Source organism: Pseudomonas sp. Pseusp9, from assembly GCF_059491265.1.
Genome location: NZ_CP168500.1, coordinates 3768042 through 3793442, shown reverse-complemented (window position 1 = coordinate 3793442; position 25401 = coordinate 3768042). Strand labels below are relative to the sequence as shown.

Below are 25401 nucleotides of genomic sequence, written 5' to 3'. Positions count from 1 at the left end.
TGAAGGACAGGTTCATGACGCCACCGCTTGCAGAGGAGTCGAGGCTCGGCGATAGAGCACAAGCGTCGCGCACAGCGCGCACAATGCTGCAAAGCTCATCCAGTAACCCGGCGCAGCCTTGTCGCCGGTGTACTGGATCAGCAAGGTCGAAATCGCCGGAGTGAACCCGCCGAACACGGCCGTAGCCAGGCTGTACGCCAGCGAGAACCCGGCGACGCGCACTTCCACGGGCATGATTTCCGTCAGCGCCGGGATCATCGCGCCGTTGTACAGGCCGTAGATGAACGACAGCCACAGCAAGACCAGCAGCATGTGGATGAAGCTGGGCGCGTTGACCAGAAAGGTCAGCGTCGGGTAGGTGGTGGCGATGGCCAGCAAGGCCATGGCGATCAACACCGGGCGTCGACCGATACGGTCCGAGAGAGCACCGCCAATCGGCAGCCAGATGAAATTCGAGACGCCGACCAGCAACGTCACCAGCAACGCATCGGACGTGCTCAGCTGCAGCACGGTTTTACCGAAGGTCGGTGCGTATACCGTGATCAGGTAGAACGCGGTGGTGGTCAGGGCGACCATCATCATGCCTGCGAACACGATCAGCCAGTTTTGCCCCAGGGTGCGGAACACTTCACCCATGCCCGGACGGTGTTTACGGGTGGCGAACTCTTCGGTTTCTTCCAGGTTGCGGCGCAGCAGGAAGATGAAGGGCACGATCATGCAGCCGACGAAAAACGGAATCCGCCAGCCCCAATCGGCAATCACAGCCGGTGCCATCCACTGGTTCAAGGCATAGCCCAGCGCGGCGGCGACAATGATTGCCACTTGCTGGCTACCCGACTGCCAACTGGTGAAAAAGCCCTTGTGGCCGGGTGTGGCGATTTCGGCGAGATACACCGACACGCCACCCAATTCCGCACCGGCGGAAAAGCCTTGCAGCAGCCGCCCGATCAGCACCAGGGCCGGGGCGAACAAACCGATGGTTTCGTATCCGGGCACCAGCACAATCAGGATGGTGCCGCTGGCCATGATCGACAAGGTCACGATCAGCCCTTTGCGTCGGCCCACATCATCGATATAGGCACCCAGCACCACGGCGCCCAACGGACGCATCAAAAAGCCTGCACCGAACACGGCGAAGGTCATCATCAGCGAGGCGAATTCGCTGCTGGCCGGGAAGAACACGGCAGCGATCTGCGTGGCATAGAAACCAAAAAGGAAGAAGTCGAATTGTTCGAGGAAGTTGCCCGAGGTGACCCGGAAGATCGCGCTGGCCCGGGAGCGACCGGTAGTCGCGGGCCGTTGGATTGATGCTGTCATTGACGTGTACTCCACCGCTTTTATGACGTGCACCGATTGGACGCGGCGCACGGTTCTTATTGGGGTGGATAGTGGAGTAGGGGCATCGATATGTTAATTGCATTGTTGGTATGCATTGATGTGCAAAGTGGATCAATGCATTTGGGGCAGGACCGTGCCTGCGTCAGGCTGGGTGGCCAAGCGATCAGATAAACGCCTCGATATGCGCCATGCCCCGGGCCACATACTCATCCTTCTCACCCACAGGGGCAAAATTGTTCAGCACTTCCCGGGCTGTTTCGCGGTCTTTCAAGCGGGCCAGGATCCAGGCCGCGAGGTACGGCGACGCCAGGCAGCCACCCGCGGTGGCAATGTTGCCGTTGGCGTAGAAGGCCTGGTTGACGACATTGACCCCGGCTTCCACTACCCAGGGCTTGCTGATGGCATCGGTGCAGGCCGGGGCATCCCCGAGCAGGCCGAGTTTGGCCAGCAGGAAGGTGCCGGAACACTGGGCCGCCAGCAGTTGGCGTGCGGGATCGAATTGCAGTTGCTCCATGATCCCTGGGGTTGCGGCCACTTCCCGGGTCTTGCGGCCACTGCCCACCAGCACCGCATCCGCCTGACAGGCCTCGGCGAGACCGATGTGCGCGTCGATGGTCAAACCGTTCATCGACGTGACCCTTGCAGTCGGTGACGCAATGCTCACGCGCCAATCCTTGTCCCCGAGCAGGGCAACCCGGCTGAGCATGCCGTAGGCGATCAGCGAGTCCAGTTCGTTGAAGCCGTCAAAGGTCAGGATGGCGATATGCATGGCGAGCTCCGATGGTGTTTTGAGCAGCCTACCCGGGTGCCCCTCAAGGTTGCCGGTACAGTTAGAGACATTATTATGATAACAGTCATGTAACGCGAGCCGGCACCCGCCGAAATCGCGCTACTGGCTGTGTGCCCGCACCACGCTCTCGGTGCCCAACCGATACTGATTGTTCCCGCTGCGTTTGGCCTCATACATCGCCAGGTCGGCAATGTGCAGCAAGCGGTCGATGCTCGGCGCATGGTCGGGGAACACAGCGACACCAAGGCTGGTGCCGATATGACGCTGGTCGTTGCCGATGGCGACGGGCGGGGAGAGTTCGACGAAGATTTTCTGGCAGATGGTGCGCGCTTCATCTTGCAGGCTTTTACCTTGGGGCAAGTCCTGGAGGATGACCACGAATTCGTCGCCACCGATCCGGGCGACGGTGTCGGTGCCGCGCAGAATGCGCTTGAGCCGCGTGGCGGTTGTGACCAGCACCCGGTCGCCGGCCGCATGGCCATAGCGGTCGTTGATGGCCTTGAAGCCATTGAGATCGACAAACACCAGCGCCACCCGCGTGGCGCTGGTGCGCGCCTGTTCCAGTGCTTCGGACAGGCGCTCTTCGAGCACGAGGCGATTGGGCAGGCCGGTCAAAGGGTCGTAGTGGGCCAGGTGCTTGAGGTAATTGGCCGAGGCCTTTTCTTCGGTGATGTCGCGTACCACGCCCATCATCTTGATCGTTTCGTCGTGGTCGTTCTTGACCACATTGCCGGTTTCCCGCAGCCAGCGGATCGTTCCGTCGGGCCAGACCACGCGATATTCCTCATCATGGTTTTCGCCGGTTTCCAGGCAGCGCAATTCGCCGGCCCGCACCCTGAGCCGGTCGTCCGGGTGCACGCAGGAGCAGAACAGGGCATAGGAGGGCGTCACTTCGCCGACCTTGAAGCCGAACATGCCGAAGATGGCTTCCGACCAGTACAGCCGGTCGGTGTCGACGTCCCAGTCCCAGGTGCCGATACGAGCGAAATACTGGCTGCGCTTGTAGCGCTCGGCATCGCCTTCCTGGTGGATGTTCCGGCCCTCGGACAGGCTGTTGATGATCGTGCGATATTCTGCCAGTCGCTTTTGCAGCAAGCGCTCGCGCCAGACCAGCACAACGATCAGGCTGAGCGTCATTGAACCAAGGATGACGCTGGTCCAGAGCTGGATCATTCGGGGGTGGCCATCAGGGCGGTGAACCGTAGGGGTAATTGTTGATCATTTTAGTTCAGCAAGCCGCTTTGAACGCCGCCCGCGGAGACGGCAATGGTTGCCAATCGAGGGTAAATCTGGGAAAACGGCGCCCATCGGGCCCTTGAGGGCCAATGAGCATACGAGTGAATTCTATGAATGACGAGCTTCAGGTAATCGATCTTCAGCCGGGTGACGGAAAAGCCGCCGTAAAAGGCGCACTGATCACCACCCAGTACCGTGGCTGGCTGGAGGACGGCAGCGAATTCGATTCTTCCTGGAGTCGTGGCAAGCCCTTCCAGTGCGTGATCGGCACCGGACGTGTGATCAAGGGCTGGGACCAGGGCATCCTGGGTATGCAGGTCGGCGGCAAGCGCAAGTTGCTGGTGCCGGCGCATCTGGCCTATGGCGAGCGCACCATGGGCAAGATCCCGCCGAATTCGAACCTGATCTTCGAAATCGAATTGCTGGAAGTGCTGACGCGGGATGATTGACTCGAGACCGAACAACCATATCCATTTACGAATTAGTCACTTTACCGCTACATCTCGTAACTGAAAGGGCCAGGTAAATCTGGAAGGATTTATTGGTGATATCATAAGGCTATCAATGGTGGATATCCCACGTATCTTCAGGGAAGCGAGATGAAAAAGATTTTGATTTTGGCGGCATTTGTATCTGCAGCAGTGTCGGGAAATACGTTCGCCCGTGGTAGCAGTCACAGTGGCAGCTATGGCACTGGGCATAGCTCTTCCTACAACCTCACAAGTAGCCGCTCGGATCATGCTATTAGCGGATACACCCGTAGCAACGGAACCTATGTCCGGCCCTCGCACGCTACAAATCCGGATGCGACCAAGAACAACAACTACACCACCCGGGGTAATGTAAATCCGTATACCGGCAAAATTGGTACTAAGCCCCGCGACTGATCCCTTAGCAGTAACTGTGGGTAAGTTGCTGGTGCCGGCGCATCTTGCCTATGGCGAGCGCACCATGGGCAAGATCCCGCCGAACTCGAACCTGATCTTCGAAATCGAATTGCTGGAAGTGCTGACGCGGGATGATTGACCGTCAGGCTTGAAAGGTTTCCCGGTACGCATACAGGCCGGGTGTTCCGCCGGTCATGATGAACAGCACATTGTCCCCGGGGGCGAAGCGCCCTTGCCGCAGGTCGGCCAGCAATCCGGCAAAGGCCTTGCCGGAATACACCGGGTCGACCAGCAGGCCTTCGGCACGCGCCATCAAGCTTACCGCGTCCTGCATGGCGACGGTTGGCAGGCCATAGCCGGTACCCAGCTGGCTGCCGTCAATCACCAGCTCGTCAGCCCGAACTTCGGCGTTGCTGTCCAGTAGCGCCAATGTCTCGCGGGTCAGTTGCAGGGTTCTCGCCGTTGAAGACTCCTGGTCGGACAGCACCGAGAACGACTTGACCAGAGACGCGCCCCGGCCAAGCAATTGGAAACCCGCCGCCAGCCCGGCATGGGTCCCGGCGCTGCCGTTGGGGACCACCACTTGATTGAAGGTCAGGCCCAGCTCTGCCTCTTGCCGGGCGATTTCCCCTGCACAGCGGGCATACCCGAGGCTGCCCAGGGGCGTCGAGCCACCGGTTGGCAGCACCATGACCTTGTGCCCGGCGTCCCGAAGCTGCGCCGCCCTGGCCTGGGCCTTGGCCAGTGAGTCGGTACCGCGGGCAAACACCTGTATTTGCGCGCCGAACAACTGGTCGAGCAGCACGTTGCCGTTGAGCTCGTAATCCACCTCGGTCTTGGCCACGGCCCGGGTCAGGAACAACTCGCAGGCGATGCCCAGTCGGGCGCATACCGCGGCGGTCAGGCGGGCATGATTGGACTGGATGCCGCCCACGGTAATGATCGTATCGACCCCGGCTTGCAGCGCCGCGCCGATATGGAATTCAAGCTTGCGCAGCTTGTTGCCGCCCGCGCCGATCAGCATATGGTCGTCGCGTTTGAGAAACAGGCCGATACCCTGTCTGTCCAGGCCCAGCAGCTGTTCGAGTCGCGCGGCGCGCTGAATGGGTGTGGGACCTTGCAGCAGGTCTGCCCGCGCAAAAACACTCAGTGCCTTGTCCAGTCGGGTTTGCATTAGTCGAGCCTCGTTGTTCACCATGATCCGGGTGACTCTATGGAGAAAGTCCTGCGGGATAAACGCACTACCGGTCATGACTGTTTTAACACGGTGTAACCAATCGGTCGGGCAGCAGGACTTTTCAGGTCGCTTTGGATAGGCTGGGCCGGGATTGAAACCATGACCGCAAGAGGAGAGGGCGAGTTGCCAATCAATGAGTACATCCAGGCCATCGAATTGCTGGACGAGTCTTTTCGGCACTGGACCGGCGAACCCCTGCCGGCCCCGCAAGCGCTGACCGGGCTGAAGCGACTGCACTGGCTGCACGCCGACGCGCCCTACAGTTTGCTGGCCCACGGCACTGAAGGCGACCCGCTGTTCTTCTACGCCAATGAACAGGCGCTGGTCTGCTTCAAGTACCCGCGCCCGGAATTTCTGGGCATGCCTTCACGGTTCAGCGCCTCGCCACTGGACCGCGCGGTGCGCCAGACCCTGCTGGAGCAGGTCACGGCCCATGGCATTGCCCATGGTTACAGTGGCTATCGGGTGGATCGGGAGGGTAATGCCTTCATGATTCATGAGGGCAAGGTGTGGACGCTCATCGACCGGCAGGGTGTGCGCGTGGGGCAGGCGGCGTTGTTCTGGCCGGATGCTGGACGGATTGGGCAGTTGGAGTGTTGAACCTGAACGTTTAGCGGCCAACGGGCTGGCGGAAGTCGAAGTCACGCCAGGCCGACCGATTATCTGCTTGTGCCTTGCCAGGCTCCGCTCTATCGGCGATCCTACGCATAATATAGGGGTAGGGGGTATAGGTATGTCGCACATTCACGAACACAAGGATGACCTGATCAAACGGGTGAGGCGCATTGCCGGCCAGGTGGAAGCCGTGGAGCGGGCGCTCGAGTCCGATGCCGATTGCGCCAAGACCCTGCATCTGGTGGCCGCCATCCGGGGTGCGGTCAATGGTCTGCTGGAGCAGTTCATCGACGCCCACGCCCGTGAGCACGTCGCCCATCCAGACCTGAGTGAGGAAGAGCGCGCCCAGGGCGTGGAAGACTTGCTGTTGGCCATCCGTCGTTATGCCAAATAGAGGCCTGAATCCCATGACACTGACACCACAGGCTTCACGTTTTTCCCACGACCACGTGTTTCTCGGCGCCTCCCATGATGAAAACGCCCGCCGCACCTTATGGGTGGTGGCGCTGACGTTTGTGATGATGATTGGCGAAATTGCTGCCGGTTACATTACCGGTTCCATGGCGTTGCTGGCTGATGGCTTTCACATGGCCACCCACGCCGGGGCCTTGGGCATCGCGGCGGCGGCCTATGGGTTCGCACGGCGCAATGCCAACAATGCGCGTTACAGCTTCGGCACCGGCAAGGTCGGGGATCTGGCGGGTTTTGCCTCGGCCATGGTGCTGGGGCTGGTGGCGATCGGCATCGCCGGTGAGTCGGTCTTTCGCCTGTTTCAGCCCACCACAGTGGCCTTCACCGAAGCGACAGTGATTGCGGTGGTGGGGTTGGCGGTAAATATTGTCAGCGCCTTTTTGCTGGCGGGCGACCACGGTCATCATGGCCATGATCACGGGCACAGTCATGACCACGGTCATCATCACCATCACGACAACAACCTGCGCTCGGCCTATGTCCATGTATTGGCCGACGCCTTGACTTCGGTACTGGCGATTGCCGCATTGCTGGCCGGGCGATATCTGGGGTGGGTGTGGCTGGACCCGGTGATGGGCATCGTGGGTGCCATCGTCATCGCAAAATGGGCCGTTGGCCTGATGCGTGACAGCGCTGCGGTATTGCTCGATGTCACCGACGCACAGGTTGCCGATGAGATTCGTCAACTGCTCGAGTCGTCGGACGATGTGCGTATCAGCGATCTGCATGTGTGGCAGGTCGGCCCGCAGGCACGGGCGGCGATTGTCAGCGTTGTGGCGACGGCCGATGTCAGTGCCGACGCCATTCGCGAACGCCTGGCGCCGGTCCATGAGTTGTCTCACCTGACTGTCGAATATCGCACTGCTTGAGGGGCGTTGAGGGCCGAACCTTCGGTCAAACGCTGAACAGCGGAATTCGTCCATTCGCGGAGGGGCGGTATTCCCGTTTCAGCTGGTCCAGTGCCGGCCTCATCGCCAGAAGCTGCTTGAGCGTAGCGCCGGCAATGCTCAATGCCAGCCGTTGCCCCGGACATTGATGGCGCCCCGCACCAAAGGTGAAGCTGCGCCGGTTCGGGCGGTCGAGCAGGAAGGCGTCGGGGTTGTCGTTGAGCTGCGGGTCGCGATTGGCCGAGGCCAGCAGCACCAGGATCACGTCTGCGGCATTGAGCCTCACTCCGTCAATCTCGCAGGCGGCGGCGACGAAGCGGCGGGTGTTCTGTACCGGCGGGTCGAAGCGCTGCACTTCGGCCAGCAGGTCTTCAACCGGGGTTGATTCACTGCGCAACGACGGATGCTGGATCAATGCCAGCACGGCGTTGCCGATCAACCCGGCAGTGGCCTCGAAGGTCTGGGAGAACAGGCCGATCAGGTTGGCGATCAGCGTTTGCAATGGGTCAGACGCGAAACGTTGGCGGATGCCTGCAAGCAGGTGGCTGCGGTTGTCCGGGTCGGCCAACAGCTCGACACAGTAGCCACCCAGTTGTTCGGCGGCAGCGTGGGCGGCGGTCAGCTGTGCCGCGCTACTCAAGGGCGACAGGCAAGCCACGAAATCCGCCGTCAGTTCGCTGATGACGCGGCCCTGAGCCGGGGTGAATCCCAATAACGCCGCCACCACGCACACCGGCCCACGGAACATGGCGTTGTACAACCCGGCGGCGTCGGCGGTGATCAACCGGGCGTTGACCAGAACCTCGACTTCCCGCGCATCGACCAACTCCAGCCCCGGCGCAATCGCCGACCGTGGACAGCGCTGGCGCTCGCCCTCATTCATGCGCATCAATTGGCGGAACACCTGGCCGGCCATGCCATCGGCAATCGCCCTGGGGACTGGCTCCTGCGCGGGGCGAACGTGGCAGTCGGGATGCGCCAGCACGGCGGTCACCGCCCGGGCGCTGCTGGCCACCCACATGTTCAGCCGCGGATGAAAGGCCAGCCCACCCTCGGCCCGCAGTTGTGCATAGTAGGGATAAGGATCGGCATGGGTCGCAGCGATGATCGGGTCCATGGGTCGCAGCCTTCTGTTGTTGGAAAGTGTTGCTACTATCTCCAGTCCGAAAGGGCGTTGATTCGTCCGGGAGCGAAATATGAGCGCAGAACAACACGACATTGGCGTCTCGCAGGTGGCGGCAGGCATCGCTGAGCCGGCGCGGACGAAAATCCTCTGTTCACTGATGGACGGCCACGCCCGCACCAGTACCGAACTGGCGGCGGTGGCCGAAGTCAGCGCGTCGACCGCCAGTGCCCATCTGGCCAAACTCAAGGAACTGGCGCTGGTGCGCCTGCACGTTCAGGGACGTCACCGCTATTACAGCCTGGCGGACAAGCGCGTGGCCCAGGCCCTGGAAGCGCTGATGGTGATCGGGCGCAACACCGCGCCGGCCTTCCAGCCGAATACCCCGGATCGCCTGCAATTTGCCCGCACCTGCTACGACCACATGGCAGGCACCCTGGCCGTGCTGCTGCATGACCGGATGCTCGAGGCAGGCTGGCTTGAGGAAACCGACGAACAGGCCTATCGCTTGAGTGACAGCGGTACGGCAATGTTTCAGGGGCTTGGGGTCGAGGTGCAGGACTTGAGTACTTTGCGCCGCCGCTTTGCCTGCCCATGCCTGGACTGGAGCATGCGCCGGCCGCATCTGGGTGGATCGCTGGGCGCGGCGTTGCTGCAAACGGCACTCAAGCGCAAGTGGGTGACGCAGGACCTGGACAGTCGCGCGCTGGCGCTGACGGCGTTGGGGCGCAAGGAGATGGCGGGGCGGTTCGGGGTTGAGTTGCCGTTGGCGGTTGAAAACCGTGGTAACAGGGCGCGGACTGTGGCGGCTCGGGTTGAGTCCGAGGGCATTCGCTGACAGGTCGGTAGCGGTCCTTCAGCCAATTGTGTTTTTTATGTGCTGCCGTCTTCGCGAGCGGGCTCGCTCCCACAGGTAGTACATTGCAATTAAAAAGCCCCCCATCGGTCACCCGATGGGGGGCTTTTGTGCGTCTGGCGTCAGGTCAGACCTTGACGATCCAGCCTGCTGGCGCTTCGATGTCGCCGGTTTGCACGCCGGTGAGCTCTTTGTAGAGCTTCTGGGTGATCGGGCCGACTTCGGTTTCGCTGTGGAACACGTGCAGGTGGTCGTTGTAGCTGATGCCGCCGATCGGTGTGATCACCGCCGCAGTACCGCAAGCACCGGCTTCCTTGAAGTCCGAGAGCTTATCGATGAACACGTCGCCTTCGATCACTTCCAGGCCCAGACGGGTCTTGGCCAGTTCGATCAGCGACAGGCGGGTGATCCCCGGCAGTACCGACGGCGAGTTCGGGGTCACGAACTTGTTGTCGTGGGTGATCCCGAAGAAGTTGGCCGAACCGACTTCCTCGATCTTTTTGTGAGTCATCGGGTCCAGGTAGATGGCATCGGCAAAGTGCGCCTTCTTGGCCTGGGAGCCCGGCATCAGGCTGGCGGCGTAGTTGCCACCGACCTTGGCGGCACCGGTGCCCTGTGGCGCGGCGCGGTCGTAGCTGGAAATCTGGAAGTTGTGCGGGGTCAGGCCGCCCTTGAAGTAGGCGCCGACCGGGATCGCAAACACCGAAAAGATGAACTCCGGCGCGGTACGCACGCCGATGTTGTCACCCACGCCGATCACGAACGGACGCAGGTACAGCGCGCCGCCGGTGCCGTACGGCGGAATGAAACGTTCGTTGGCACGCACCACTTCCTTGCACGCCTCGATGAACTGCTCGGTGGACACGTGCGGCATCAGCAGGCGGGTGCAGCTGCGCTGCATGCGCGCGGCGTTCTGGTCCGGGCGGAACAGGTTGATCGAGCCGTCCTTGCAACGGTAGGCCTTCAGGCCTTCGAAGCACTGCTGGCCATAGTGAAGGGCAGTGGAGCCTTCGCTGATGTGCAGCACGTTGTCTTCGGTCAGGGTGCCTTTGTCCCATTCGCCATTGCGAAAGTACGACAGATAGCGTTTGTCGGTCTTGATGTAGTCAAAACCCAGCTTGTCCCAGTTGATGCTTTCGTTACCCATGACACCCTCTATCACTTAACAACCGCCGAAACGGTTCAAGGCTTCTGACGTTTTTCCGGATGGGCACAACAATACTTCATTCCGGGCCCATTTCGCAGCCCGGACTATCGGATGACGGACAGATAATTCGCGTTGACCTTGAGAATTCGCGAGCAGGCTCGCTCCCACCGGGTTATGTGAACGCCATAAATCCAAAGTGGGAGCGAGCCTGCTCGCGAAGAGGCCAGCATTGCCGCCATCAATCGCTCTGAATCAAAGGTGCAATGCGTGGCCAAGTGCCCGCAACGCCGCTTCCTGCACCGCCTCACCCAGCGTCGGGTGCGCATGGATGGTGCCGCCGATGTCTTCCAGCCGCGCCCCCATCTCCAGGCTCTGGGCAAACGCCGTCGACAACTCCGACACGCCAACGCCTACCGCCTGCCAGCCGATAATCACATGATTGTCGCGACGGGCGACCACGCGCACGAAGCCGCTTTTCGACTCCAGCGTCATGGCCCGGCCATTGGCGGCGAACGGGAAACTCGACACGATGCAGTCCAGGCCGGCGGCCTTGGCCTCGTCCGGGGTCTTGCCGACCACCACCAGTTCCGGGTCGGTGAAGCACACGGCGGCGATGGCGGTCGGGTTGAACTCGCGGGCTTTGCCGCTGATCAGTTCGGCGACCATCTCGCCCTGGGCCATGGCCCGGTGCGCGAGCATCGGTTCGCCGCTCAGGTCGCCGATGGCATAGACGTTGCGCATGCTGGTCTGGCAGCGGTTGTCGATCTTGATCGACGAACCGTTCATGTCCAGGTTCAGCGCTTCGAGGTTCCAGCCCTGGGTGTTCGGCTTGCGACCGACGGCCACCAGCACCTGATCGGTTTCCAGGTTCAGGGTATCGCCGTCCGGATCCAGAACTTGCAAGGTATTTTGTTGTGAATCAAAGCCTTGCACGCTGTGTTTCAAGTAAAGCTTCACGCCGAGTTTTTTCAGTTCGTCGTGCACAGGCTGGGTCAGTTCGGCGTCGTAGGCCGGCAGGATGCGTTCCTGGGCTTCCACGACACTGACGTCGGCGCCGAGCTTGCGATAGGCAATGCCCAGCTCCAGACCGATGTAACCGCCGCCGACCACAATCAGGCGCTTGGGCACGGAGGTCGGCGCCAGGGCTTCGGTGGACGAGATGATCGGCCCACCGATCGGCAGCATCGGCAGGTTGACGCTCTTGGAGCCGGTGGCCAGCACCAGGTGTTCGCACTGGATACGCGTGTCGCCGACTTCCACGGTTTTGCCGTCGATGACCTTGGCCCAGCCTTGAATGACCTGGACCTTGTTCTTTTTCAGCAGCGCCGCGACGCCGGTGGTCAGGCGATCGACGATGCCGTCCTTCCATTCCACGCTCTTGCCGATGTCCAGGGTCGGCGCCGAAACGCTGATGCCCAGGGCCGAATGCTGGCTGTGGTGGCGGGTCTGATGGAACTGCTCGGCGACGTGAATCAGTGCCTTGGACGGAATGCAGCCGATGTTCAGGCAGGTGCCGCCCAGGGATTGGCCTTCCACCACAATGGTAGGAATGCCCAACTGGCCGGCACGGATCGCCGTCACATAACCGCCGGGGCCGCCGCCGATGATCAGCAGCGTGGTGTGCAAAGTTTGCATGGCCTTACTCCACAAACAGGGTAGCGGGTTGTTCGAGCAAGCCACGGATGGCCTGGATGAATAGCGCCGCGTCCATGCCGTCGACCACCCGGTGATCGAAGGAGCTGGAGAGGTTCATCATCTTGCGGATCACGATCTGGCCTTTGATCACCATTGGCCGTTCGACGATCTTGTTGACGCCGACAATCGCCACTTCCGGCAGGTTCAGCACCGGCGTACTGACGATGCCGCCCAAGGCGCCGAGGCTGGTCAGGGTAATGGTCGAACCGGACAACTCGTCGCGGCCGGCCTTGCCATTGCGCGCGGCGGTGGCCAGGCGGGCGATTTCCGCCGCGTTGTCCCACAGGCTGCGGGCTTCGGCGTGACGCACCACCGGTACCATCAGGCCGACATCGCTCTGGGTCGCAACGCCAACGTGTACGGCGCCGAGGCGGGTGATGACCTGGGCTTCGTCGTCGTAGCGGGCGTTCATTTGCGGGAAATCGCGCAGGGCAACGACCATGGCGCGGACCAGGAACGGCAGCAGCGTGAGTTTGCCGCGGGTCGCGCCATGTTTTTCATTGAGGTGTGCGCGCAACTCTTCCACGGCGGTGACGTCGATTTCTTCGACGTAGCTGAAGTGGGCGGCGCGCTGGGTGGCGTCCTGCATGCGCTGGGCGATCTTGCGGCGCATGCCGATCACCGGGATCTGCTGTTCATCGGTACGCTGGGCATAAGCGGCGGCGGCCGGCGCTGAAGCGTTCGACTGACCCTGGGCCAGATAGGCTTCGAGGTCGTCGTGCAGAATCCGTCCGGCGGGGCCGCTGCCACGCACCAGGCGCAACTGGATGCCGAGGTCCAGCGCATGTTTGCGCACGGCCGGCGAGGCCAGCGGACGTTCATCGGCTTCGCGAGCGACCATCGGGCCCTGGCATACGGCAGCTTTCGGCGCTGCGGCAGCGACCGGTTTGCTTTCCATCACGGCTTCGACTTTCGGTGCTGCAACTGGCGCTTCTTTCACAGGGGCCGGTTGCGCCGACTCCTTAACGTTGCCCGCGCCTTCGACTTCAATGCTGATCAACACACTGCCAACCGCCATGACTTCGCCCGGCTGGCCACCAAGGGCGATGACCTTGCCATGCACCGGCGACGGAATATCCACCATCGCTTTATCCGTCATGACATCGGCCAGCACCTGGTCTTCGACGACCATGTCGCCGACCTTGACGTGCCACACCGACAATTCAACTTCTGCAATGCCTTCGCCAATGTCCGGCATTTTAATAACGTGCGTGCCCATTCAGACCTCCATGACCCGTTTCAACGCCGCGCCCACACGGGACGGCCCTGGGAAATACGCCCACTCTTGCGCGTGCGGGTAGGGGGTGTCCCAACCGGTGACGCGTTCGATCGGCGCTTCCAGGTAGTGGAAGCAGTGCTCTTGCACCAGCGCCGTCAGTTCGGCGCCGAAACCGCAAGTGCGGGTGGCTTCGTGAACGATCACGCAGCGCCCGGTTTTCTTCACCGACTTGGTGATGGTTTCCAGGTCCAGCGGCCACAGGCTGCGCAGGTCGATGACTTCGGCATCCACGCCGCTTTCTTCAGCGGCGACTTGCGACACATAGACAGTGGTGCCGTAGGTCAGCACGGTGACGTCCTTGCCCGGACGGGCGATCGCGGCAACGTCCAGCGGTACGGTGTAGTAGCCGTCCGGAACCTGTGCGGCAGGGTGTTTCGACCATGGGGTCACCGGGCGGTCGTGGTGGCCGTCGAACGGGCCGTTGTACAGGCGCTTCGGCTCGAGGAAGATCACCGGGTCATCGTTTTCGATGGAGGCGATCAGTAGGCCTTTGGCGTCGTAGGGATTGGACGGCATGACGGTGCGCAGACCGCACACCTGGGTGAACAGTGCCTCGATGCTCTGGCTATGGGTCTGGCCGCCGTAGATGCCGCCGCCGCAGGGCATGCGCAGGGTCATCGGCGCGGTGAACTCGCCGGCCGAGCGATAACGCAGACGCGCGGCTTCGGAAATGATCTGATCGTAGGCCGGGTACACGTAGTCGGCGAACTGGATCTCCACCACCGGGCGCAGACCGTAGGCGCCCATGCCCACGGCAGTGCCGACGATACCGCTTTCAGAAATCGGCGCGTCGAACACCCGCGAGGTGCCGTACTTGGCCTGCAGGCCTTCGGTGCAGCGGAACACGCCGCCGAAGTAGCCCACGTCCTGGCCGAAGACCACGACGTTGTCGTCACGCTCAAGCATCACATCCATGGCCGAGCGCAGGGCCTGGATCATGGTCATGGTGGTCGTGGTCATGGCGGTTTCCAACTCGATTTTGTTGTTGTGATCGTTCATGTCAGATCCCCAACTCTTGACGCTGGCGCTTCAAGTGCTCCGGCATCTCTTTGTAGACGTCTTCGAACATGGTCGCGGCGCTCGGAATCTGGCCGCCGGCGAGGGTGCCGTACTGTTCGGCTTCTTTTTGCGCGGCGATCACTTCGGCTTCCAGTTCGGCGCTGACCGCGGTGTGTTCCTCTTCGGACCACTGGCCGATCTTGATCATGTGCTGCTTGAGGCGCGCAATCGGATCACCCAGCGGGAAGTGGCTCCAGTCATCGGCAGGGCGGTATTTCGACGGATCATCGGAAGTCGAGTGCGGGCCGGCACGGTAGGTGACCCATTCGATCATGGTCGGGCCGAGACCGCGGCGCGCACGTTCGGCGGCCCAGGCAGAGGCGGCGTAGACCGCGACGAAGTCGTTGCCGTCGACCCGCAGGGAAGCAATGCCGCAACCGACGCCACGACCGGCGAAGGTGGTGGCTTCACCACCGGCAATCGCCTGGAACGTGGAAATCGCCCACTGGTTGTTGACCACGTTGAGGATTACCGGCGCGCGGTATACGTGGGCGAAGGTCAGGGCGGTGTGGAAGTCCGATTCGGCGGTGGCGCCGTCACCGATCCACGCCGAGGCGATCTTGGTGTCGCCCTTGATCGCCGAAGCCATACCCCAGCCCACGCCTTGAATGAACTGGGTGGCGAGGTTGCCGGAAATGGTGAAGAAACCGGCGTCCTTGACCGAGTACATGATCGGCAACTGCCGGCCCTTGAGCGGATCGCGCTCGTTGGACAGCAACTGGCAGATCAGGCCGACCAGCGGTACGTCGCGGGCCATCAGGATGCTTTGCTGGCGGTAGGTCGGGAAGCACATGTCGTCGATGTTCAAGGCCAGGGCCTGAGCGCTGCCGATGGCTTCTTCGCCAAGGCTCTGCATGTAGAACGACATCTTTTTCTGACGCTGGGCGACCACCATGCGGTTGTCGTAGATGCGGGTCTTGAGCATGGCACGCATGCCCTTGCGCAAAATCTCCACCGGCACGTTTTCAGCCCAGGGGCCGTGGGCGTTGCCCTGGTCGTCGAGCACGCGGATCAGGCCACGGGCCAGGTCGGCGGTGTCGGCGGGTTCAACGTCGATTTGGGGTTTGCGCACCGTGCCGGCATCGGTCAGGTGCAGGTAGGAGAAGTCGGTTTTGCACCCTGGGCGGCCCGAGGGTTCGGGGACGTGCAGGCGCAGCGGTTCGTACGCTTGGGTCATGGCTTCTACGCTCGATCTTGTGAATTTCTTGTAGTGAGCTGACAGATTTCATTCGGTAAATGAAATCTTGTCCTACAACAATCATAGGCCCGCCCAAGAAGAATATTTCTCTCTGTTTCGTTGCGCTAAAGACCATTTGCAGATAAAAAAACTGCATAAACATAAAAAACAGGTGGTTTTTTCTCATGCGCAAACTGGACCGTACCGATATCGGCATTCTCAACAGCCTTCAGGAGAACGCACGCATCACCAACGCCGACCTCGCGCGTTCGGTGAACCTGTCGCCGACACCGTGTTTCAACCGGGTCAAGGCCATGGAAGAACTGGGGGTGATTCGCGAGCAAGTGACGCTGCTGGATGCCGATCTGCTGGGGCTGCATGTGAACGTGTTCATTCACGTCAGCCTGGAGAAGCAGGTGGAGGAGGCGTTGCAGCATTTCGAGGAGGCGATTTCCGACCGCCCCGAAGTGATGGAGTGCTACCTGATGGCCGGCGACCCGGACTACCTGATCCGGGTACTGGTGCCGACCATTCAGTCGCTGGAGCGCTTCATGATGGACTTTCTGACCAAGGTGCCAGGGGTGGCGAATATCCGTTCGAGCTTTGCGCTCAAGCAGGTGCGCTACAAGACGGCGTTGCCGTTGCCGGCCAATGGGTTGACGTTGCCGTAGGAGCGAGCTTGCTCGCGAAAAACCTGAGGGCGCCGGGGGGCGTCAGGTTTGCCGCGTTATCGTTGGCGTTTTTCGCGAGCAAGCTCGCTCCTACAGGGTCAGAATTTGTTCAGAGGGATTTTCAGGTAAGTCACGCCATTGCCCTCGGCCGGCGGCAAATTCCCCGCCCGCACATTCACCTGGATCGCCGGCAGTAACAGCGTCGGCATGCCCAGCCCTGCATCACGTCGTGTGCGCATTCCGACGAACGCGGCTTCATCGATCCCGTCATGCACATGAATGTTGTCTTTGCGTTGATCGCCCACAGTCGTCATGCATTGGGGCGAGCGGCCATTAGGCGGGTAGTCGTGGCAGACGTACAGCCGCACGCTGGCGGGGAAGGCCAGCAGTTTGTGGATCGAGGCGAACATCTGGTTGGCATTGCCGCCGGGGAAATCGCAGCGGGCGGTGCCGACGTCCGGCATGAACATCGTATCGCCCACCAGAATCACATCATTGTCGATCAGGTAAGCCATGTCCGCCGGGGTATGGCCGGGCACGTGCAGGGCGGTCGCCTTGAGATTGCCGATCATGAACGATTCGTCGGGGGCGAACAGGTGATCGAACTGGGAGCCGTCGACGCGAAAGGAGGGCTCCAGATTGAACAGCGCCTTGAACACGTCCTGGACCTTGCTGATCGACTCGCCAATGGCGATCTTGCCGCCCAGCTCCCGCCGCAGATAAGGCGCGGCGGACAGGTGATCGGCGTGGGCGTGGGTTTCCAGCAGCCATTGCACCTGCAGCTTGTGGGCACGGACGAAGGCGATGATTTTGTCCGCCTGGGTCGTCGCGGTGCGCCCGGCGGCACCGTCGTAATCGAGCACCGGGTCGACAATCGCACACTGCCCGCCATCGGCCTCGTAAACCACATAACTGTAGGTCGAGGAGGCAGGGTCGAGGAAAGCTTCAATCAGCGCGGGCATGGACACGGACCTGTGCAGGGTTGGAAAAACCAGTCATGGGTTGCAACACTTTACATAAAAACATAATGTTCACAGCTTAAGTGACGATGAAGGCATCCTGCAAATGCAATCCAGTCTGACCGAATGTGAAGTCGCTCAACTGCGCGCTTCGGCTTCCAAGGCATGCGCGCTGCTCAAGGCCCTGGCCAATGAGGATCGCCTGTTGATCCTGTGCCAGCTGACCCAGGGTGAGCGCAACGTAGGCGAGCTGGAAAAAATGACCGGCGTGCGCCAACCGAGCCTGTCCCAGCAATTGGGGGTCCTGCGCGACGAAGGACTGGTCGCGACCCGTCGTGAAGGCAAGTACATTTTTTACGGTCTCGCCAGTCACGAAGTGATCCAGGTGATGAAAACCCTCTCCGGGCTGTACTGCGGGGCCGTGCTTAAAAGCTGGGTTCAACCCTGAATGCCAGCCAGCACACTGATCCAATGTGGGAGCGAGCCTGCTCGCGAAAGCGTAGTGTCAGTCGACATTGTCATTGACTGACCTGCCACCTTCGCGAGCAGGCTCGCTCCCACAGGATCTGAGTTGCGACTGGAAGAAAATTTGCGTGCAGCAAAAGGAACAAGCAATGAACGATCAACACTGGGGCCCATCCATCAGTGCAGATATCGTGGTCATCGGCGGCGGCACGGCGGGCATCGGCCTTGTCGCCAGCCTGCTCAAGCGTAGCCCGCATCTGAACATCACCGTGATCGAGCCCAGCCCCCGGCACTTCTATCAACCGGCCTGGACGCTGGTCGGCGGTGGTGCATACAACGTGGAAAACACTGTGCGGCCGACCGCGTCGGTGATGCCGCGTGGGGCCAATTGGGTGCAGGCTGCCGTGACCGGCATCGATCCTGACAAGCGCCAACTCACCCTCAGTGACGCGCGCACGGTCAGCTATCTCAATCTGGTCGTCTGCCCCGGCCTGCGCCTGGCCTGGGAGAAAATCGAAGGTTTGGAGGAAACCCTCGGCCAGCATGGCGTGACCTCCAATTACAGCTATCAGCACGCGACCTACACCTGGGACCAGGTGCAGAAATTGCGTGGCGGCAAGGTACTGTTCACCCAGCCGGCCATGCCGATCAAATGTGCGGGCGCGCCACAAAAGGCGCTGTACCTGTCCTGCGATCACTGGAACAAGAGTCGTGTGCTGAACAACATTGACGTCGAATTCAATCTTGCGGGCGTGGCACTGTTCGGTGTGGCGACCTTTGTCCCGCCACTGATGAAGTACATCGAAAAGTACAACGCCCGGTTGGCGTTCAACTCGAATCTGGTCAAGGTCGACGGCCCGGCGAAGACCGCGTGGTTCGACGTCAAGGATGCCGATGGCAATGTCACCCGCCAGGCAAAGACCTTTGACCTGCTGCATGTCGTGCCACCACAAGTTTCCCCGGACTTCATCGCCCAAAGTCCGCTGGCCGACGCCGTCGGCTGGTGCGAGGTCGATCCCCACACCCTTCAACATCCGCGCTATCCAGGCGTGTTCGCGCTGGGTGACATCTGCGGCACCACCAATGCAAAAACCGCCGCAGCGGTGCGCAAGCAGATCGTGGTGGTGGCCGAAAACCTGCTGGCCTTGCGCAAGCAACAAGCGCTGCCGCTGAAGTACGACGGCTATGGTTCCTGTCCGCTGACGGTGGAGAAGGGCAAGGTGATCCTCGCCGAGTTCGGTTATGCGGGCAAGCTGCTGCCGACCTTTCCCCTTGACCCGACGGTGCCGCGCCGCTCGGCATGGTGGCTGAAGGCGACCCTGCTACCGTGGTTCTACTGGAACGGTATGCTGAAGGGCCGCGAGTGGCTGACACGTGTATCCAGGGTCGATTGAGAGCTCCCTATGTTGCTGGCAAGTCTGTTTGGCGTAGTGATGGGATTGGTGCTCGGCTTGACTGGCGCCGGCGGCGGTATCCTTGCGGTCCCGGCGCTGGTGTTGGGGCTGGGCTGGAGCATGACCCAGGCCGCTCCGGTGGCGTTGTTCGCGGTGGGCAGTGCGGCGGCGGTCGGCGCCATCGATGGTTTGCGCCATGGCCTGGTGCGTTATCGCGCGGCGCTGCTGATCGCGGCCCTGGGTGCGGTGTTTTCGCCGGTGGGCATCTACTTCGCCCATCAGTTGCCGGAAAAAATCCTGATGATCCTGTTCAGCCTGTTGATGGTCATGGTGGCCTGGCGGATGTTGCGCCGTGAGCGCAAGGGTGACGGCCCGAGCGATCATGGGCAGGCCAACTGGGGCCAGAAGAGCTGCATGCTCGATCAACAGACCGGGCGCTTTTCCTGGACCGCCAAATGCACCGCGACCCTCGCCGCACTCGGTGCGGTGACCGGCGTGGTCTCGGGTTTGCTGGGAGTAGGCGGCGGCTTTCTGATCGTCCCGGCCTTCAAGCAACTGACTGATGTGCAAATGCGCGGGATTGTCGCCACCTCGCTGATGGTGATCAGCCTGATTTCCGCCATCGGTGTGATCGGCGCTTTCCATGCCGGCGTGCGCATTGACGGCGTCGGTGCCACCTTCATCGGCGCCAGCATCGCCGGCATGATCGTTGGCCGCAAGCTGTGCGCGCGGGTGCCGGCGCGGGGCTTGCAGGTCGGGTTCGCCAGCATCTGCGTGGTGGTCGCCGCTTACATGCTGTTCAAAGCCAACGCCTGACCGGTACCGGTACCTGCGGATGCCAGTGGGGTCCGCAGGCCTACACCCTAAGTGGCGAGCCTCGCTGACCAGCGGTCGTACGCCATAGTGGCCACGCACCGCCGGCCAGTCCAAAGCAGCTGAAAACCACCCCCAAGGCAGCGTATGGCGCCGCCGGTCAGGTTTCGATAATCGCCTCCGACACTCAGTCCCCGTTTCGGAGCGCGCCATGCACAACAATAAGAACTTCACGCATCGTTTTCTGCCAGCCGTCATCGCCAGCCTGTCTGCCCTTGGCCTGAGCCCGGTGGCCAAGGCGGAAATCATGCTGTACGACAAGGACCAGACCACGTTCTCCACCGACGGTTACATCAACGCCTTTTACGTGAACAGTGATGTCGACCGTGCCGGCGATCAGTTCGACCGTCGGCAGTCGCGGGTGAAGATGGGCTTTTTGCCCAACTACCTGGGGTTCAACATGGGCAAGCAGGTAGACGATCTCAAGCTCGGTGCCCGCGCCTCGTTCTGGGTCACCATCAACGACAGTCAAACCAACGGCACCGACACGGCCATCGATGTGCGCCAGTTCTATGGCACAGTGGCCAACCCGGAATGGGGCGAAGTGCTGATCGGCAAAGACTTCGGGCTGTTCGCCCGTTCCAACATCCTGCTCGACGAAATGCTCGCCGGTTACGGTCAGGTCAGCGATACGTTGGGGCTGGTGGATGGCGGCGGGGTGTCGTTCGGCAACATCGGCACCGGTTACCCGTATCCGTTCCCGACCTCGCAGATCACCTATCGCACCCCGGTGATCGACGGTCTGCGCGTGGCGGTAGGCATCATGGACCCGGTAGACACCAACGACAGTAGCCCGACGGGCAAGGCGTATCAGGAAAACCCGCGTACCGAGAGCGAAGTCACCTATCAGTTCGACCTGGCCGGGGCAAAGATCTACAGCTGGGTCAACGGCAGCTATCAGACCTCGGACAACACCGATTCCTCGGTCCAGACCGTCACCTCCAAGGGTGTCGGTTATGGTGTGCAGGCGAAGATGGGCGGCTTGTCCCTCACCGGGTCGGGTTTCCAGGCCAAGGGCATCAACCCGTTTTTCACCAACAATGCCGGCGAGCCGACCCTGCGCAACGTCGACAGCGACGGCTACCTGTTGCAGGGCTCCTACAAACTGGGCAAGAACCGCCTGGCCTTGTCCTACGGCAAGACCAATGACGATGGCAACGGCGTGGTCGGCAGCGGCGCGGACTACGAGACCCGCGGCATCGCGTTGTTCCATGACGTGAACGACAACCTCAAGCTGGTGGCCGAGTACAACCAGTTCGAAATCAACGGCCACGACACCAGTGCCCAGAACGAAGACACCGACACCTTTGCCGTGGGTGCGGTGCTGACCTGGTAACCCCCGGGAGGTGACCCTGGCCGTGCGCATCGCGGCGAGGGTCGCCAACCGCCTCATCCCATCGAAGCGGCTACCCGCTACCCAAGTAGCATTCGTCGCCCCCCACAGACTTCGTACACTCGTGCCTCATACACACGCACCTGCGGGAGGTAAGGATGCAGCAGAGCGAAGGCGTCGTCAGTGCAATGTCCCAGGCCACCGATGCCCGGCAGGTCGCGCAGGAACTGGCAGGACAGTTGTTGCATCCGCACCTGGGGTTCGTGCTGTTCTTCTGTTCCGCCGAGTACGACTTGCAGGTGCTGGGCCAGGCCTTGCAGCACAGCTTCGGCGGCATTCGCCTGGTGGGCTGCACCAGCGCCGGGGAGATTACCCCGCTGGGCTACGGGCGCAATTGCGTGACGGCGGTGGGCTTCGATCATCGGCACTTTTCCATCGCGATCGAGCTGATCGACCAGATGGAGCACTTCAGCCTGATCGACGCCCAGCAAATGGTCGAGCGCCTGGTCAGTGGCTGCCGCAGCAACACCCTGGCCCCGATCAAGGGCAACAGCTTTGCCCTGACCCTGCTCGATGGCCTGTCCAGCCGCGAAGAAATGGTCCTGGCGGCCTTGAGCGCGGCCTTGGGCGACATTCCGCATTTCGGCGGCTCGGCCGGCGACGATAACTACCTGACACATACCCATGTGTACTTCGATGGCGAGTTTCACAGCGGCGCGGCCGTGGTGGTGCTGGTCAATACCTGGCTGGATTTCGAAGTGTTCACCACCCATCACGTGTTGCCCCGTGCCGAGAAACTGGTGGTCACCGGAGCCGACAGTGCCTTGCGCCGGGTCTTCGAACTCAATGCCGAGCCGGCAGCCGCCGAGTACGCCCGGCATATCGGCGTGCCGGTGGAGCAGCTCGATCACCGTGTCTTCGCCGCGCACCCGCTGGCGGTGCGAATCAACCAGCAGTACTACGTGCGGGCCATCCAGCAGGTGCATCCGGACCTGAGCCTGAGTTTCTACTGCGCCGTGGAAAACGGCATCGTCCTCACCGCGATGACCCCGGGCCCGATGCTGCCGAACCTGCAGAGCCTGTTCGAGGGGTTGCAGGAGCGCCTGGGTGATTTGCTGCTGACCATCGGTTGCGACTGTTTCCTGCGGCGTCTGGAACTCGAAGACGACGGCAGTCTTGACCGGATCGGCGCGTTTTTGCGTGAGCAACGGGTGATGGGTTTCAACACCTATGGAGAACAGTTCAATGGCATGCACATCAACCAGACCTTCACCGGCGTTGCCATTGCCCGTGGCCGTGCCCCAGGACCTCGCTGAGCTGCAGGCCGAGCTGGCCAGGCTGCGCCTCGAAAACCATAAACTGCAGCGCATCAATGGCGCGCTGATCGAACGGGTCGAGTCCGGGGTGACCCGCGGCAACGATCCGTACGCCGCATTCCAGCATTCGGTGGTGCTGGCCGAGCAAGTGCGCGAACGCACCGATGCCCTGAACCAGGCCATGGCGGAACTCAAGGCCGGTAATCATTTGCTCAGCGAAGCCCGCCTGCGCGCGGAAACGGCGCATCAACACCTGATCGATGCCATCGAAAGTATTTCCGACGCCTTCGTCCTGTTCGATGCCGAGCAGCGCATCGTGCTGTTCAACAGTCGCTTCAAGGCGTTCTGGAGCAACAGCCGGATGCGGATCAACGCCGGCATGCGCCTGACCGAGGTCAAGCGCCTGATGATGAACAACGGCCTGTTCACCGAAGAGCCGCGCGGGCATGCCGACGAAAACCTGCTTTACCGCCTGCAGGACGGGCGCTGGCTGCAAATCAGCGAGCGGCCGACCCAGGAAGGTGGGCGGGTGATTCTGTTCACCGACATTACCGACGTCAAACTCAGCGAAACCGTACGCCGTGAGCAGGCGGTGGCGCAGAAGTCGCATCTGTTGCAACGGGCGGTCGACAACTTGTCCCAAGGGGTGGCAATGGTCAACGCCGAGGGCATTCTGGAGCTGTGGAACCGGCGTTTCCTGGAGTTGAGCGGTCTGGCGCCGGTGGCGGCCCATCGCCCGTTTGCCGAAGTGATCGCCGACAGCGAATTGAACCTGCTGACCCCGGCCAGTCGCGATGGCAACGGACGACCGGTAAGGGAGTGCGAGCAGCGCCTGTACGATGGCCGGGTCCTGGAAATCCGCACCCATCCGCTGCCCACCGGCGGTTTCGTCAACACCTTCACCGACATTACCGAACGCTACCAGCACGCCGAGGCGCTGAGTGAAAGCGAACACTGGATTCGCCTGATCACCGATCACGTGCCGGCACTGATTGCCTACCTCAATGCCGATCTGGTCTACGAGTTCACCAACAAGGTCTACGAAGAGTGGTACTGCTGGCCCCGAGGCGTGATGCTCGGCCAGAGCTTGCGCGAAGTGCACAGTGAACAGCATTACCAGCGGCTGGAACCCTACGTGGCCAGGGCGCTGGCGGGCGAGAGCGTGACCTTCGAGTTCGCCGAAACCAACGTCAACGAGCAGGAACGCTACATGCTGCGCTCCTATGTGCCCAACCGCCTGGCCAGTGGCGAGGTGGTGGGGATTTTCGTGCTGATCCGCGACATCACCGAACGCCGCCGCACCGCCGAGGCGCTGCATCAGGCCTATCAGAACCTTGAGCTGCGGGTACGCGAACGCACGGCGGAATTGACCACCCTCAACGATCAGTTGCTGCGCGAGATCGATGAGCGTCGCCTGGTCGAGTCACGCTTGCGCGAGGCCAAGCAGGAAGCCGAGCAGGCCAACCTGTCGAAAACCAAGTTCCTTGCGGCCGTCAGCCACGACCTGCTGCAACCGTTGAATGCCGCGCGACTGTTTACCAGTGCCTTGCTGGAACGGCGTGAGCCGATGTCCAGCGAGATACTGGTGCGCAACGTGAGCAATTCCCTGGAAGACGTGGAAAACCTGCTGGGCACCCTGGTGGATATTTCCAAGCTCGATGCAGGGGTGATCAAGGCCGACATCGCGCCGTTCGCCCTCAGTGAGCTGCTGGACAACCTGGCCGCCGAATACACCCAGGTGGCGCGCAGCGAGGGCCTGCAACTGCACTTCATCGGTTGTTCGGCGCTGGTGCGCAGCGACATCCAGTTGCTGGCGCGCATTCTGCGCAATCTGCTGAGCAATGCGATTCGCTATACCTGCAGTGGTCGCGTGGTGCTGGGGTGCAGGCGGCATCGTCAGTGCCTGACGATCGAAGTCTGGGACAGCGGCATGGGCATTGCCGAGCATCGCCTGGAGGAGATTTTCCAGGAGTTCAAGCGCGGTGACGTGCAGCGCCCCGATCAGGATCGCGGCCTGGGCCTGGGTCTGGCGATTGTCGAGAAAATTGCCGGCATCCTCGGGCATCGCATACATGTGCGCTCGTGGCCGGGCCGGGGCTCGATGTTCTCGGTCGAAGTACCGCTGAGCGACACCGCGCCGAAACCGCCGCCGACATTGCCGATGAGCGAGCCGATGCTTGAACGCCTGCGTGGTGCACGGATCTGGGTACTGGACAACGACGCAACCATCTGTGCCGGCATGCGCACCTTGCTGGAGGGGTGGGGGTGTCGGGTGGTGACGGCGCTGTCGGAGGAAGACCTGGCGCGGCAAGTGGACAACTACCAAGCCGAGGCCGACTTGCTGATCGCCGATTACCACCTGGACAACGACCGCAACGGAGTCGACGCCGTCGCCCGGATCAATGCCCGGCGCGCGTCACCGGTCCCGGCGATGATGATCACGGCCAACTACAGCAATGAACTCAAACAGCAGATCCGCGAACTGGGCCACACCCTGATGCACAAGCCGGTGCGGCCGATGAAGTTGAAGACGGCGATGAGTCATTTGTTGGGCAGGCCATGAAGTGGCGCTCCCTTCGCGAGCAGGCTCGCT

General features: G+C 61.7%; 24 protein-coding genes and 1 pseudogene. 14 read left to right on the top strand and 11 right to left on the bottom strand.

The features are described 5' to 3' along the window. Window positions 1–12: 12 nt before the first annotated feature. The 3 genes from ACEN8E_RS16935 to ACEN8E_RS16925 all read right to left on the bottom strand — a co-directional run bounded on the left by ACEN8E_RS16935 (window position 13) and on the right by ACEN8E_RS16925 (window position 3301). Complete coding sequence (locus ACEN8E_RS16935; protein WP_495589086.1) at window positions 13–1317, bottom strand: MFS transporter; 1305 nt, start codon at window positions 1315–1317, stop codon at window positions 13–15. A gap of 184 nt (window positions 1318–1501) precedes the next feature. After that, complete coding sequence (locus tag ACEN8E_RS16930) at window positions 1502–2107, bottom strand: DJ-1/PfpI family protein (protein ID WP_495589085.1); 606 nt, start codon at window positions 2105–2107, stop codon at window positions 1502–1504. A gap of 120 nt (window positions 2108–2227) precedes the next feature. Beyond that, window positions 2228–3301: a diguanylate cyclase domain-containing protein gene (locus ACEN8E_RS16925; protein WP_495589084.1), complete on the bottom strand. Its 1074-nt coding sequence runs from the start codon at window positions 3299–3301 to the stop codon at window positions 2228–2230. Window positions 3302–3474: 173 nt separating this feature from the next. On the opposite strand from ACEN8E_RS16925, the gene ACEN8E_RS16920 reads away from it, so the two are divergent. The 3 genes and pseudogenes from ACEN8E_RS16920 to ACEN8E_RS16910 all read left to right on the top strand — a co-directional run. Further along, window positions 3475–3813, top strand: coding sequence for an FKBP-type peptidyl-prolyl cis-trans isomerase (locus ACEN8E_RS16920; RefSeq protein WP_495589083.1), 339 nt, complete (start codon window positions 3475–3477; stop codon window positions 3811–3813). 150 nt (window positions 3814–3963) lie between these two features. Further along, window positions 3964–4251, top strand: a complete 288-nt coding sequence (locus ACEN8E_RS16915) for a hypothetical protein (RefSeq protein WP_495589082.1) — start codon at window positions 3964–3966, stop codon at window positions 4249–4251. A gap of 22 nt (window positions 4252–4273) precedes the next feature. Beyond that, a pseudogene (locus tag ACEN8E_RS16910) lies at window positions 4274–4390 on the top strand (FKBP-type peptidyl-prolyl cis-trans isomerase); the annotation flags it as partial. A 3-nt stretch (window positions 4391–4393) separates the two neighbouring features. Here the strand turns inward: ACEN8E_RS16910 and ACEN8E_RS16905 are convergent. Next, on the bottom strand, window positions 4394–5425 hold the full coding sequence (locus tag ACEN8E_RS16905; protein WP_495589081.1) for a D-cysteine desulfhydrase family protein: 1032 nt from the start codon (window positions 5423–5425) through the stop codon (window positions 4394–4396). Between the two features lie 162 nt (window positions 5426–5587). Between ACEN8E_RS16905 and ACEN8E_RS16900 the strand changes: the two genes are divergently transcribed. The 3 genes from ACEN8E_RS16900 to dmeF all read left to right on the top strand — a co-directional run bounded on the left by ACEN8E_RS16900 (window position 5588) and on the right by dmeF (window position 7443). Continuing rightward, window positions 5588–6088 (top strand): MEKHLA domain-containing protein, encoded by a 501-nt coding sequence (locus ACEN8E_RS16900; RefSeq protein WP_495589080.1) that lies wholly within the window; start codon window positions 5588–5590, stop codon window positions 6086–6088. A 133-nt stretch (window positions 6089–6221) separates the two neighbouring features. After that, complete coding sequence (locus ACEN8E_RS16895) at window positions 6222–6497, top strand: metal/formaldehyde-sensitive transcriptional repressor (RefSeq protein ID WP_495589079.1); 276 nt, start codon at window positions 6222–6224, stop codon at window positions 6495–6497. A gap of 13 nt (window positions 6498–6510) precedes the next feature. After that, window positions 6511–7443 (top strand): CDF family Co(II)/Ni(II) efflux transporter DmeF, encoded by a 933-nt coding sequence (gene dmeF, locus ACEN8E_RS16890; protein WP_495589078.1) that lies wholly within the window; start codon window positions 6511–6513, stop codon window positions 7441–7443. A 25-nt stretch (window positions 7444–7468) separates the two neighbouring features. Here the strand turns inward: dmeF and ACEN8E_RS16885 are convergent, their stop codons facing one another. Further along, window positions 7469–8578 carry a cytochrome P450 gene (locus tag ACEN8E_RS16885; protein ID WP_495589077.1) on the bottom strand — a complete coding sequence of 370 codons (1110 nt, stop codon included), beginning with the start codon at window positions 8576–8578 and terminating at the stop codon, window positions 7469–7471. A gap of 79 nt (window positions 8579–8657) precedes the next feature. On the opposite strand from ACEN8E_RS16885, the gene ACEN8E_RS16880 reads away from it, so the two are divergent. After that, window positions 8658–9422, top strand: a complete 765-nt coding sequence (locus ACEN8E_RS16880; protein ID WP_495589076.1) for an ArsR/SmtB family transcription factor — start codon at window positions 8658–8660, stop codon at window positions 9420–9422. Between the two features lie 145 nt (window positions 9423–9567). On the opposite strand, the gene ACEN8E_RS16875 is transcribed toward ACEN8E_RS16880, so the two are convergent. The 5 genes from ACEN8E_RS16875 to ACEN8E_RS16855 all read right to left on the bottom strand — a co-directional run bounded on the left by ACEN8E_RS16875 (window position 9568) and on the right by ACEN8E_RS16855 (window position 15797). After that, a complete protein-coding gene (locus tag ACEN8E_RS16875) occupies window positions 9568–10587 on the bottom strand; it encodes a branched-chain amino acid aminotransferase (protein ID WP_429368282.1) in 1020 nt (339 codons plus the stop codon). 252 nt (window positions 10588–10839) lie between these two features. Continuing rightward, window positions 10840–12222, bottom strand: coding sequence for a dihydrolipoyl dehydrogenase (lpdA, locus tag ACEN8E_RS16870; RefSeq protein WP_495589075.1), 1383 nt, complete (start codon window positions 12220–12222; stop codon window positions 10840–10842). A gap of 4 nt (window positions 12223–12226) precedes the next feature. After that, on the bottom strand, window positions 12227–13501 hold the full coding sequence (locus tag ACEN8E_RS16865) for a dihydrolipoamide acetyltransferase family protein (protein ID WP_495589074.1): 1275 nt from the start codon (window positions 13499–13501) through the stop codon (window positions 12227–12229). Beyond that, the gene (locus ACEN8E_RS16860) at window positions 13502–14560 is read right to left on the bottom strand and encodes an alpha-ketoacid dehydrogenase subunit beta (RefSeq protein WP_495589073.1); all 1059 of its coding nucleotides are present in this window, start codon (window positions 14558–14560) and stop codon (window positions 13502–13504) included. A 1-nt stretch (window position 14561) separates the two neighbouring features. Continuing rightward, window positions 14562–15797 (bottom strand): 3-methyl-2-oxobutanoate dehydrogenase (2-methylpropanoyl-transferring) subunit alpha, encoded by a 1236-nt coding sequence (locus ACEN8E_RS16855; protein WP_495589072.1) that lies wholly within the window; start codon window positions 15795–15797, stop codon window positions 14562–14564. Window positions 15798–15982: 185 nt separating this feature from the next. Between ACEN8E_RS16855 and bkdR the strand changes: the two genes are divergently transcribed. Next, on the top strand, window positions 15983–16468 hold the full coding sequence (gene bkdR / locus ACEN8E_RS16850) for a Bkd operon transcriptional regulator BkdR (protein WP_095944115.1): 486 nt from the start codon (window positions 15983–15985) through the stop codon (window positions 16466–16468). 98 nt (window positions 16469–16566) lie between these two features. Here bkdR and ACEN8E_RS16845 read toward each other — a convergent pair whose 3' ends face one another. Then, a complete protein-coding gene (locus ACEN8E_RS16845) occupies window positions 16567–17430 on the bottom strand; it encodes an MBL fold metallo-hydrolase (RefSeq protein WP_495589071.1) in 864 nt (287 codons plus the stop codon). A gap of 103 nt (window positions 17431–17533) precedes the next feature. Between ACEN8E_RS16845 and ACEN8E_RS16840 the strand changes: the two genes are divergently transcribed. The 6 genes from ACEN8E_RS16840 (at window position 17534) to nahK (ending at window position 25371) form a co-directional block, all read left to right on the top strand. Continuing rightward, window positions 17534–17875 carry an ArsR/SmtB family transcription factor gene (locus ACEN8E_RS16840; RefSeq protein WP_495589070.1) on the top strand — a complete coding sequence of 114 codons (342 nt, stop codon included), beginning with the start codon at window positions 17534–17536 and terminating at the stop codon, window positions 17873–17875. Window positions 17876–18041: 166 nt separating this feature from the next. Continuing rightward, the gene (locus ACEN8E_RS16835) at window positions 18042–19286 is read left to right on the top strand and encodes an NAD(P)/FAD-dependent oxidoreductase (protein WP_495589069.1); all 1245 of its coding nucleotides are present in this window, start codon (window positions 18042–18044) and stop codon (window positions 19284–19286) included. A gap of 9 nt (window positions 19287–19295) precedes the next feature. Continuing rightward, window positions 19296–20102, top strand: a complete 807-nt coding sequence (locus tag ACEN8E_RS16830; protein ID WP_495589068.1) for a sulfite exporter TauE/SafE family protein — start codon at window positions 19296–19298, stop codon at window positions 20100–20102. 208 nt (window positions 20103–20310) lie between these two features. Beyond that, on the top strand, window positions 20311–21495 hold the full coding sequence (locus tag ACEN8E_RS16825) for a porin (protein ID WP_495589067.1): 1185 nt from the start codon (window positions 20311–20313) through the stop codon (window positions 21493–21495). A 155-nt stretch (window positions 21496–21650) separates the two neighbouring features. Further along, entirely contained in the window at window positions 21651–22808 is a 1158-nt protein-coding gene (gene nosP / locus ACEN8E_RS16820; protein ID WP_495589066.1) for a nitric oxide-sensing protein NosP, read from the top strand. After that, entirely contained in the window at window positions 22738–25371 is a 2634-nt protein-coding gene (gene nahK, locus ACEN8E_RS16815; RefSeq protein WP_495589065.1) for a hybrid sensor histidine kinase/response regulator NahK/ErcS', read from the top strand. Before nosP ends, nahK begins: the two co-directional genes overlap by 71 nt. Window positions 25372–25401: the final 30 nt, after the last annotated feature.

Excerpts from the sequence above, each read along its gene's own strand:
- ACEN8E_RS16935 (WP_495589086.1), bottom strand. The coding sequence starts at position 1,317 with ATGACAGCATCAATCCAACGGCCCGCGACTACCGGTCGCTCCCGGGCC.
- ACEN8E_RS16930 (WP_495589085.1), bottom strand. The coding sequence starts at position 2,107 with ATGCATATCGCCATCCTGACCTTTGACGGCTTCAACGAACTGGACTCG.
- ACEN8E_RS16925 (WP_495589084.1), bottom strand. The coding sequence starts at position 3,301 with ATGATCCAGCTCTGGACCAGCGTCATCCTTGGTTCAATGACGCTCAGC.
- ACEN8E_RS16920 (WP_495589083.1), top strand. The coding sequence starts at position 3,475 with ATGAATGACGAGCTTCAGGTAATCGATCTTCAGCCGGGTGACGGAAAA.
- ACEN8E_RS16915 (WP_495589082.1), top strand. The coding sequence starts at position 3,964 with ATGAAAAAGATTTTGATTTTGGCGGCATTTGTATCTGCAGCAGTGTCG.
- ACEN8E_RS16905 (WP_495589081.1), bottom strand. The coding sequence starts at position 5,425 with ATGCAAACCCGACTGGACAAGGCACTGAGTGTTTTTGCGCGGGCAGAC.
- ACEN8E_RS16900 (WP_495589080.1), top strand. The coding sequence starts at position 5,588 with ATGACCGCAAGAGGAGAGGGCGAGTTGCCAATCAATGAGTACATCCAG.
- ACEN8E_RS16895 (WP_495589079.1), top strand. The coding sequence starts at position 6,222 with ATGTCGCACATTCACGAACACAAGGATGACCTGATCAAACGGGTGAGG.
- dmeF (WP_495589078.1), top strand. The coding sequence starts at position 6,511 with ATGACACTGACACCACAGGCTTCACGTTTTTCCCACGACCACGTGTTT.
- ACEN8E_RS16885 (WP_495589077.1), bottom strand. The coding sequence starts at position 8,578 with ATGGACCCGATCATCGCTGCGACCCATGCCGATCCTTATCCCTACTAT.
- ACEN8E_RS16880 (WP_495589076.1), top strand. The coding sequence starts at position 8,658 with ATGAGCGCAGAACAACACGACATTGGCGTCTCGCAGGTGGCGGCAGGC.
- ACEN8E_RS16875 (WP_429368282.1), bottom strand. The coding sequence starts at position 10,587 with ATGGGTAACGAAAGCATCAACTGGGACAAGCTGGGTTTTGACTACATC.
- lpdA (WP_495589075.1), bottom strand. The coding sequence starts at position 12,222 with ATGCAAACTTTGCACACCACGCTGCTGATCATCGGCGGCGGCCCCGGC.
- ACEN8E_RS16865 (WP_495589074.1), bottom strand. The coding sequence starts at position 13,501 with ATGGGCACGCACGTTATTAAAATGCCGGACATTGGCGAAGGCATTGCA.
- ACEN8E_RS16860 (WP_495589073.1), bottom strand. The coding sequence starts at position 14,560 with ATGAACGATCACAACAACAAAATCGAGTTGGAAACCGCCATGACCACG.
- ACEN8E_RS16855 (WP_495589072.1), bottom strand. The coding sequence starts at position 15,797 with ATGACCCAAGCGTACGAACCGCTGCGCCTGCACGTCCCCGAACCCTCG.
- bkdR (WP_095944115.1), top strand. The coding sequence starts at position 15,983 with ATGCGCAAACTGGACCGTACCGATATCGGCATTCTCAACAGCCTTCAG.
- ACEN8E_RS16845 (WP_495589071.1), bottom strand. The coding sequence starts at position 17,430 with ATGCCCGCGCTGATTGAAGCTTTCCTCGACCCTGCCTCCTCGACCTAC.
- ACEN8E_RS16840 (WP_495589070.1), top strand. The coding sequence starts at position 17,534 with ATGCAATCCAGTCTGACCGAATGTGAAGTCGCTCAACTGCGCGCTTCG.
- ACEN8E_RS16835 (WP_495589069.1), top strand. The coding sequence starts at position 18,042 with ATGAACGATCAACACTGGGGCCCATCCATCAGTGCAGATATCGTGGTC.
- ACEN8E_RS16830 (WP_495589068.1), top strand. The coding sequence starts at position 19,296 with ATGTTGCTGGCAAGTCTGTTTGGCGTAGTGATGGGATTGGTGCTCGGC.
- ACEN8E_RS16825 (WP_495589067.1), top strand. The coding sequence starts at position 20,311 with ATGCACAACAATAAGAACTTCACGCATCGTTTTCTGCCAGCCGTCATC.
- nosP (WP_495589066.1), top strand. The coding sequence starts at position 21,651 with ATGCAGCAGAGCGAAGGCGTCGTCAGTGCAATGTCCCAGGCCACCGAT.
- nahK (WP_495589065.1), top strand. The coding sequence starts at position 22,738 with ATGGCATGCACATCAACCAGACCTTCACCGGCGTTGCCATTGCCCGTG.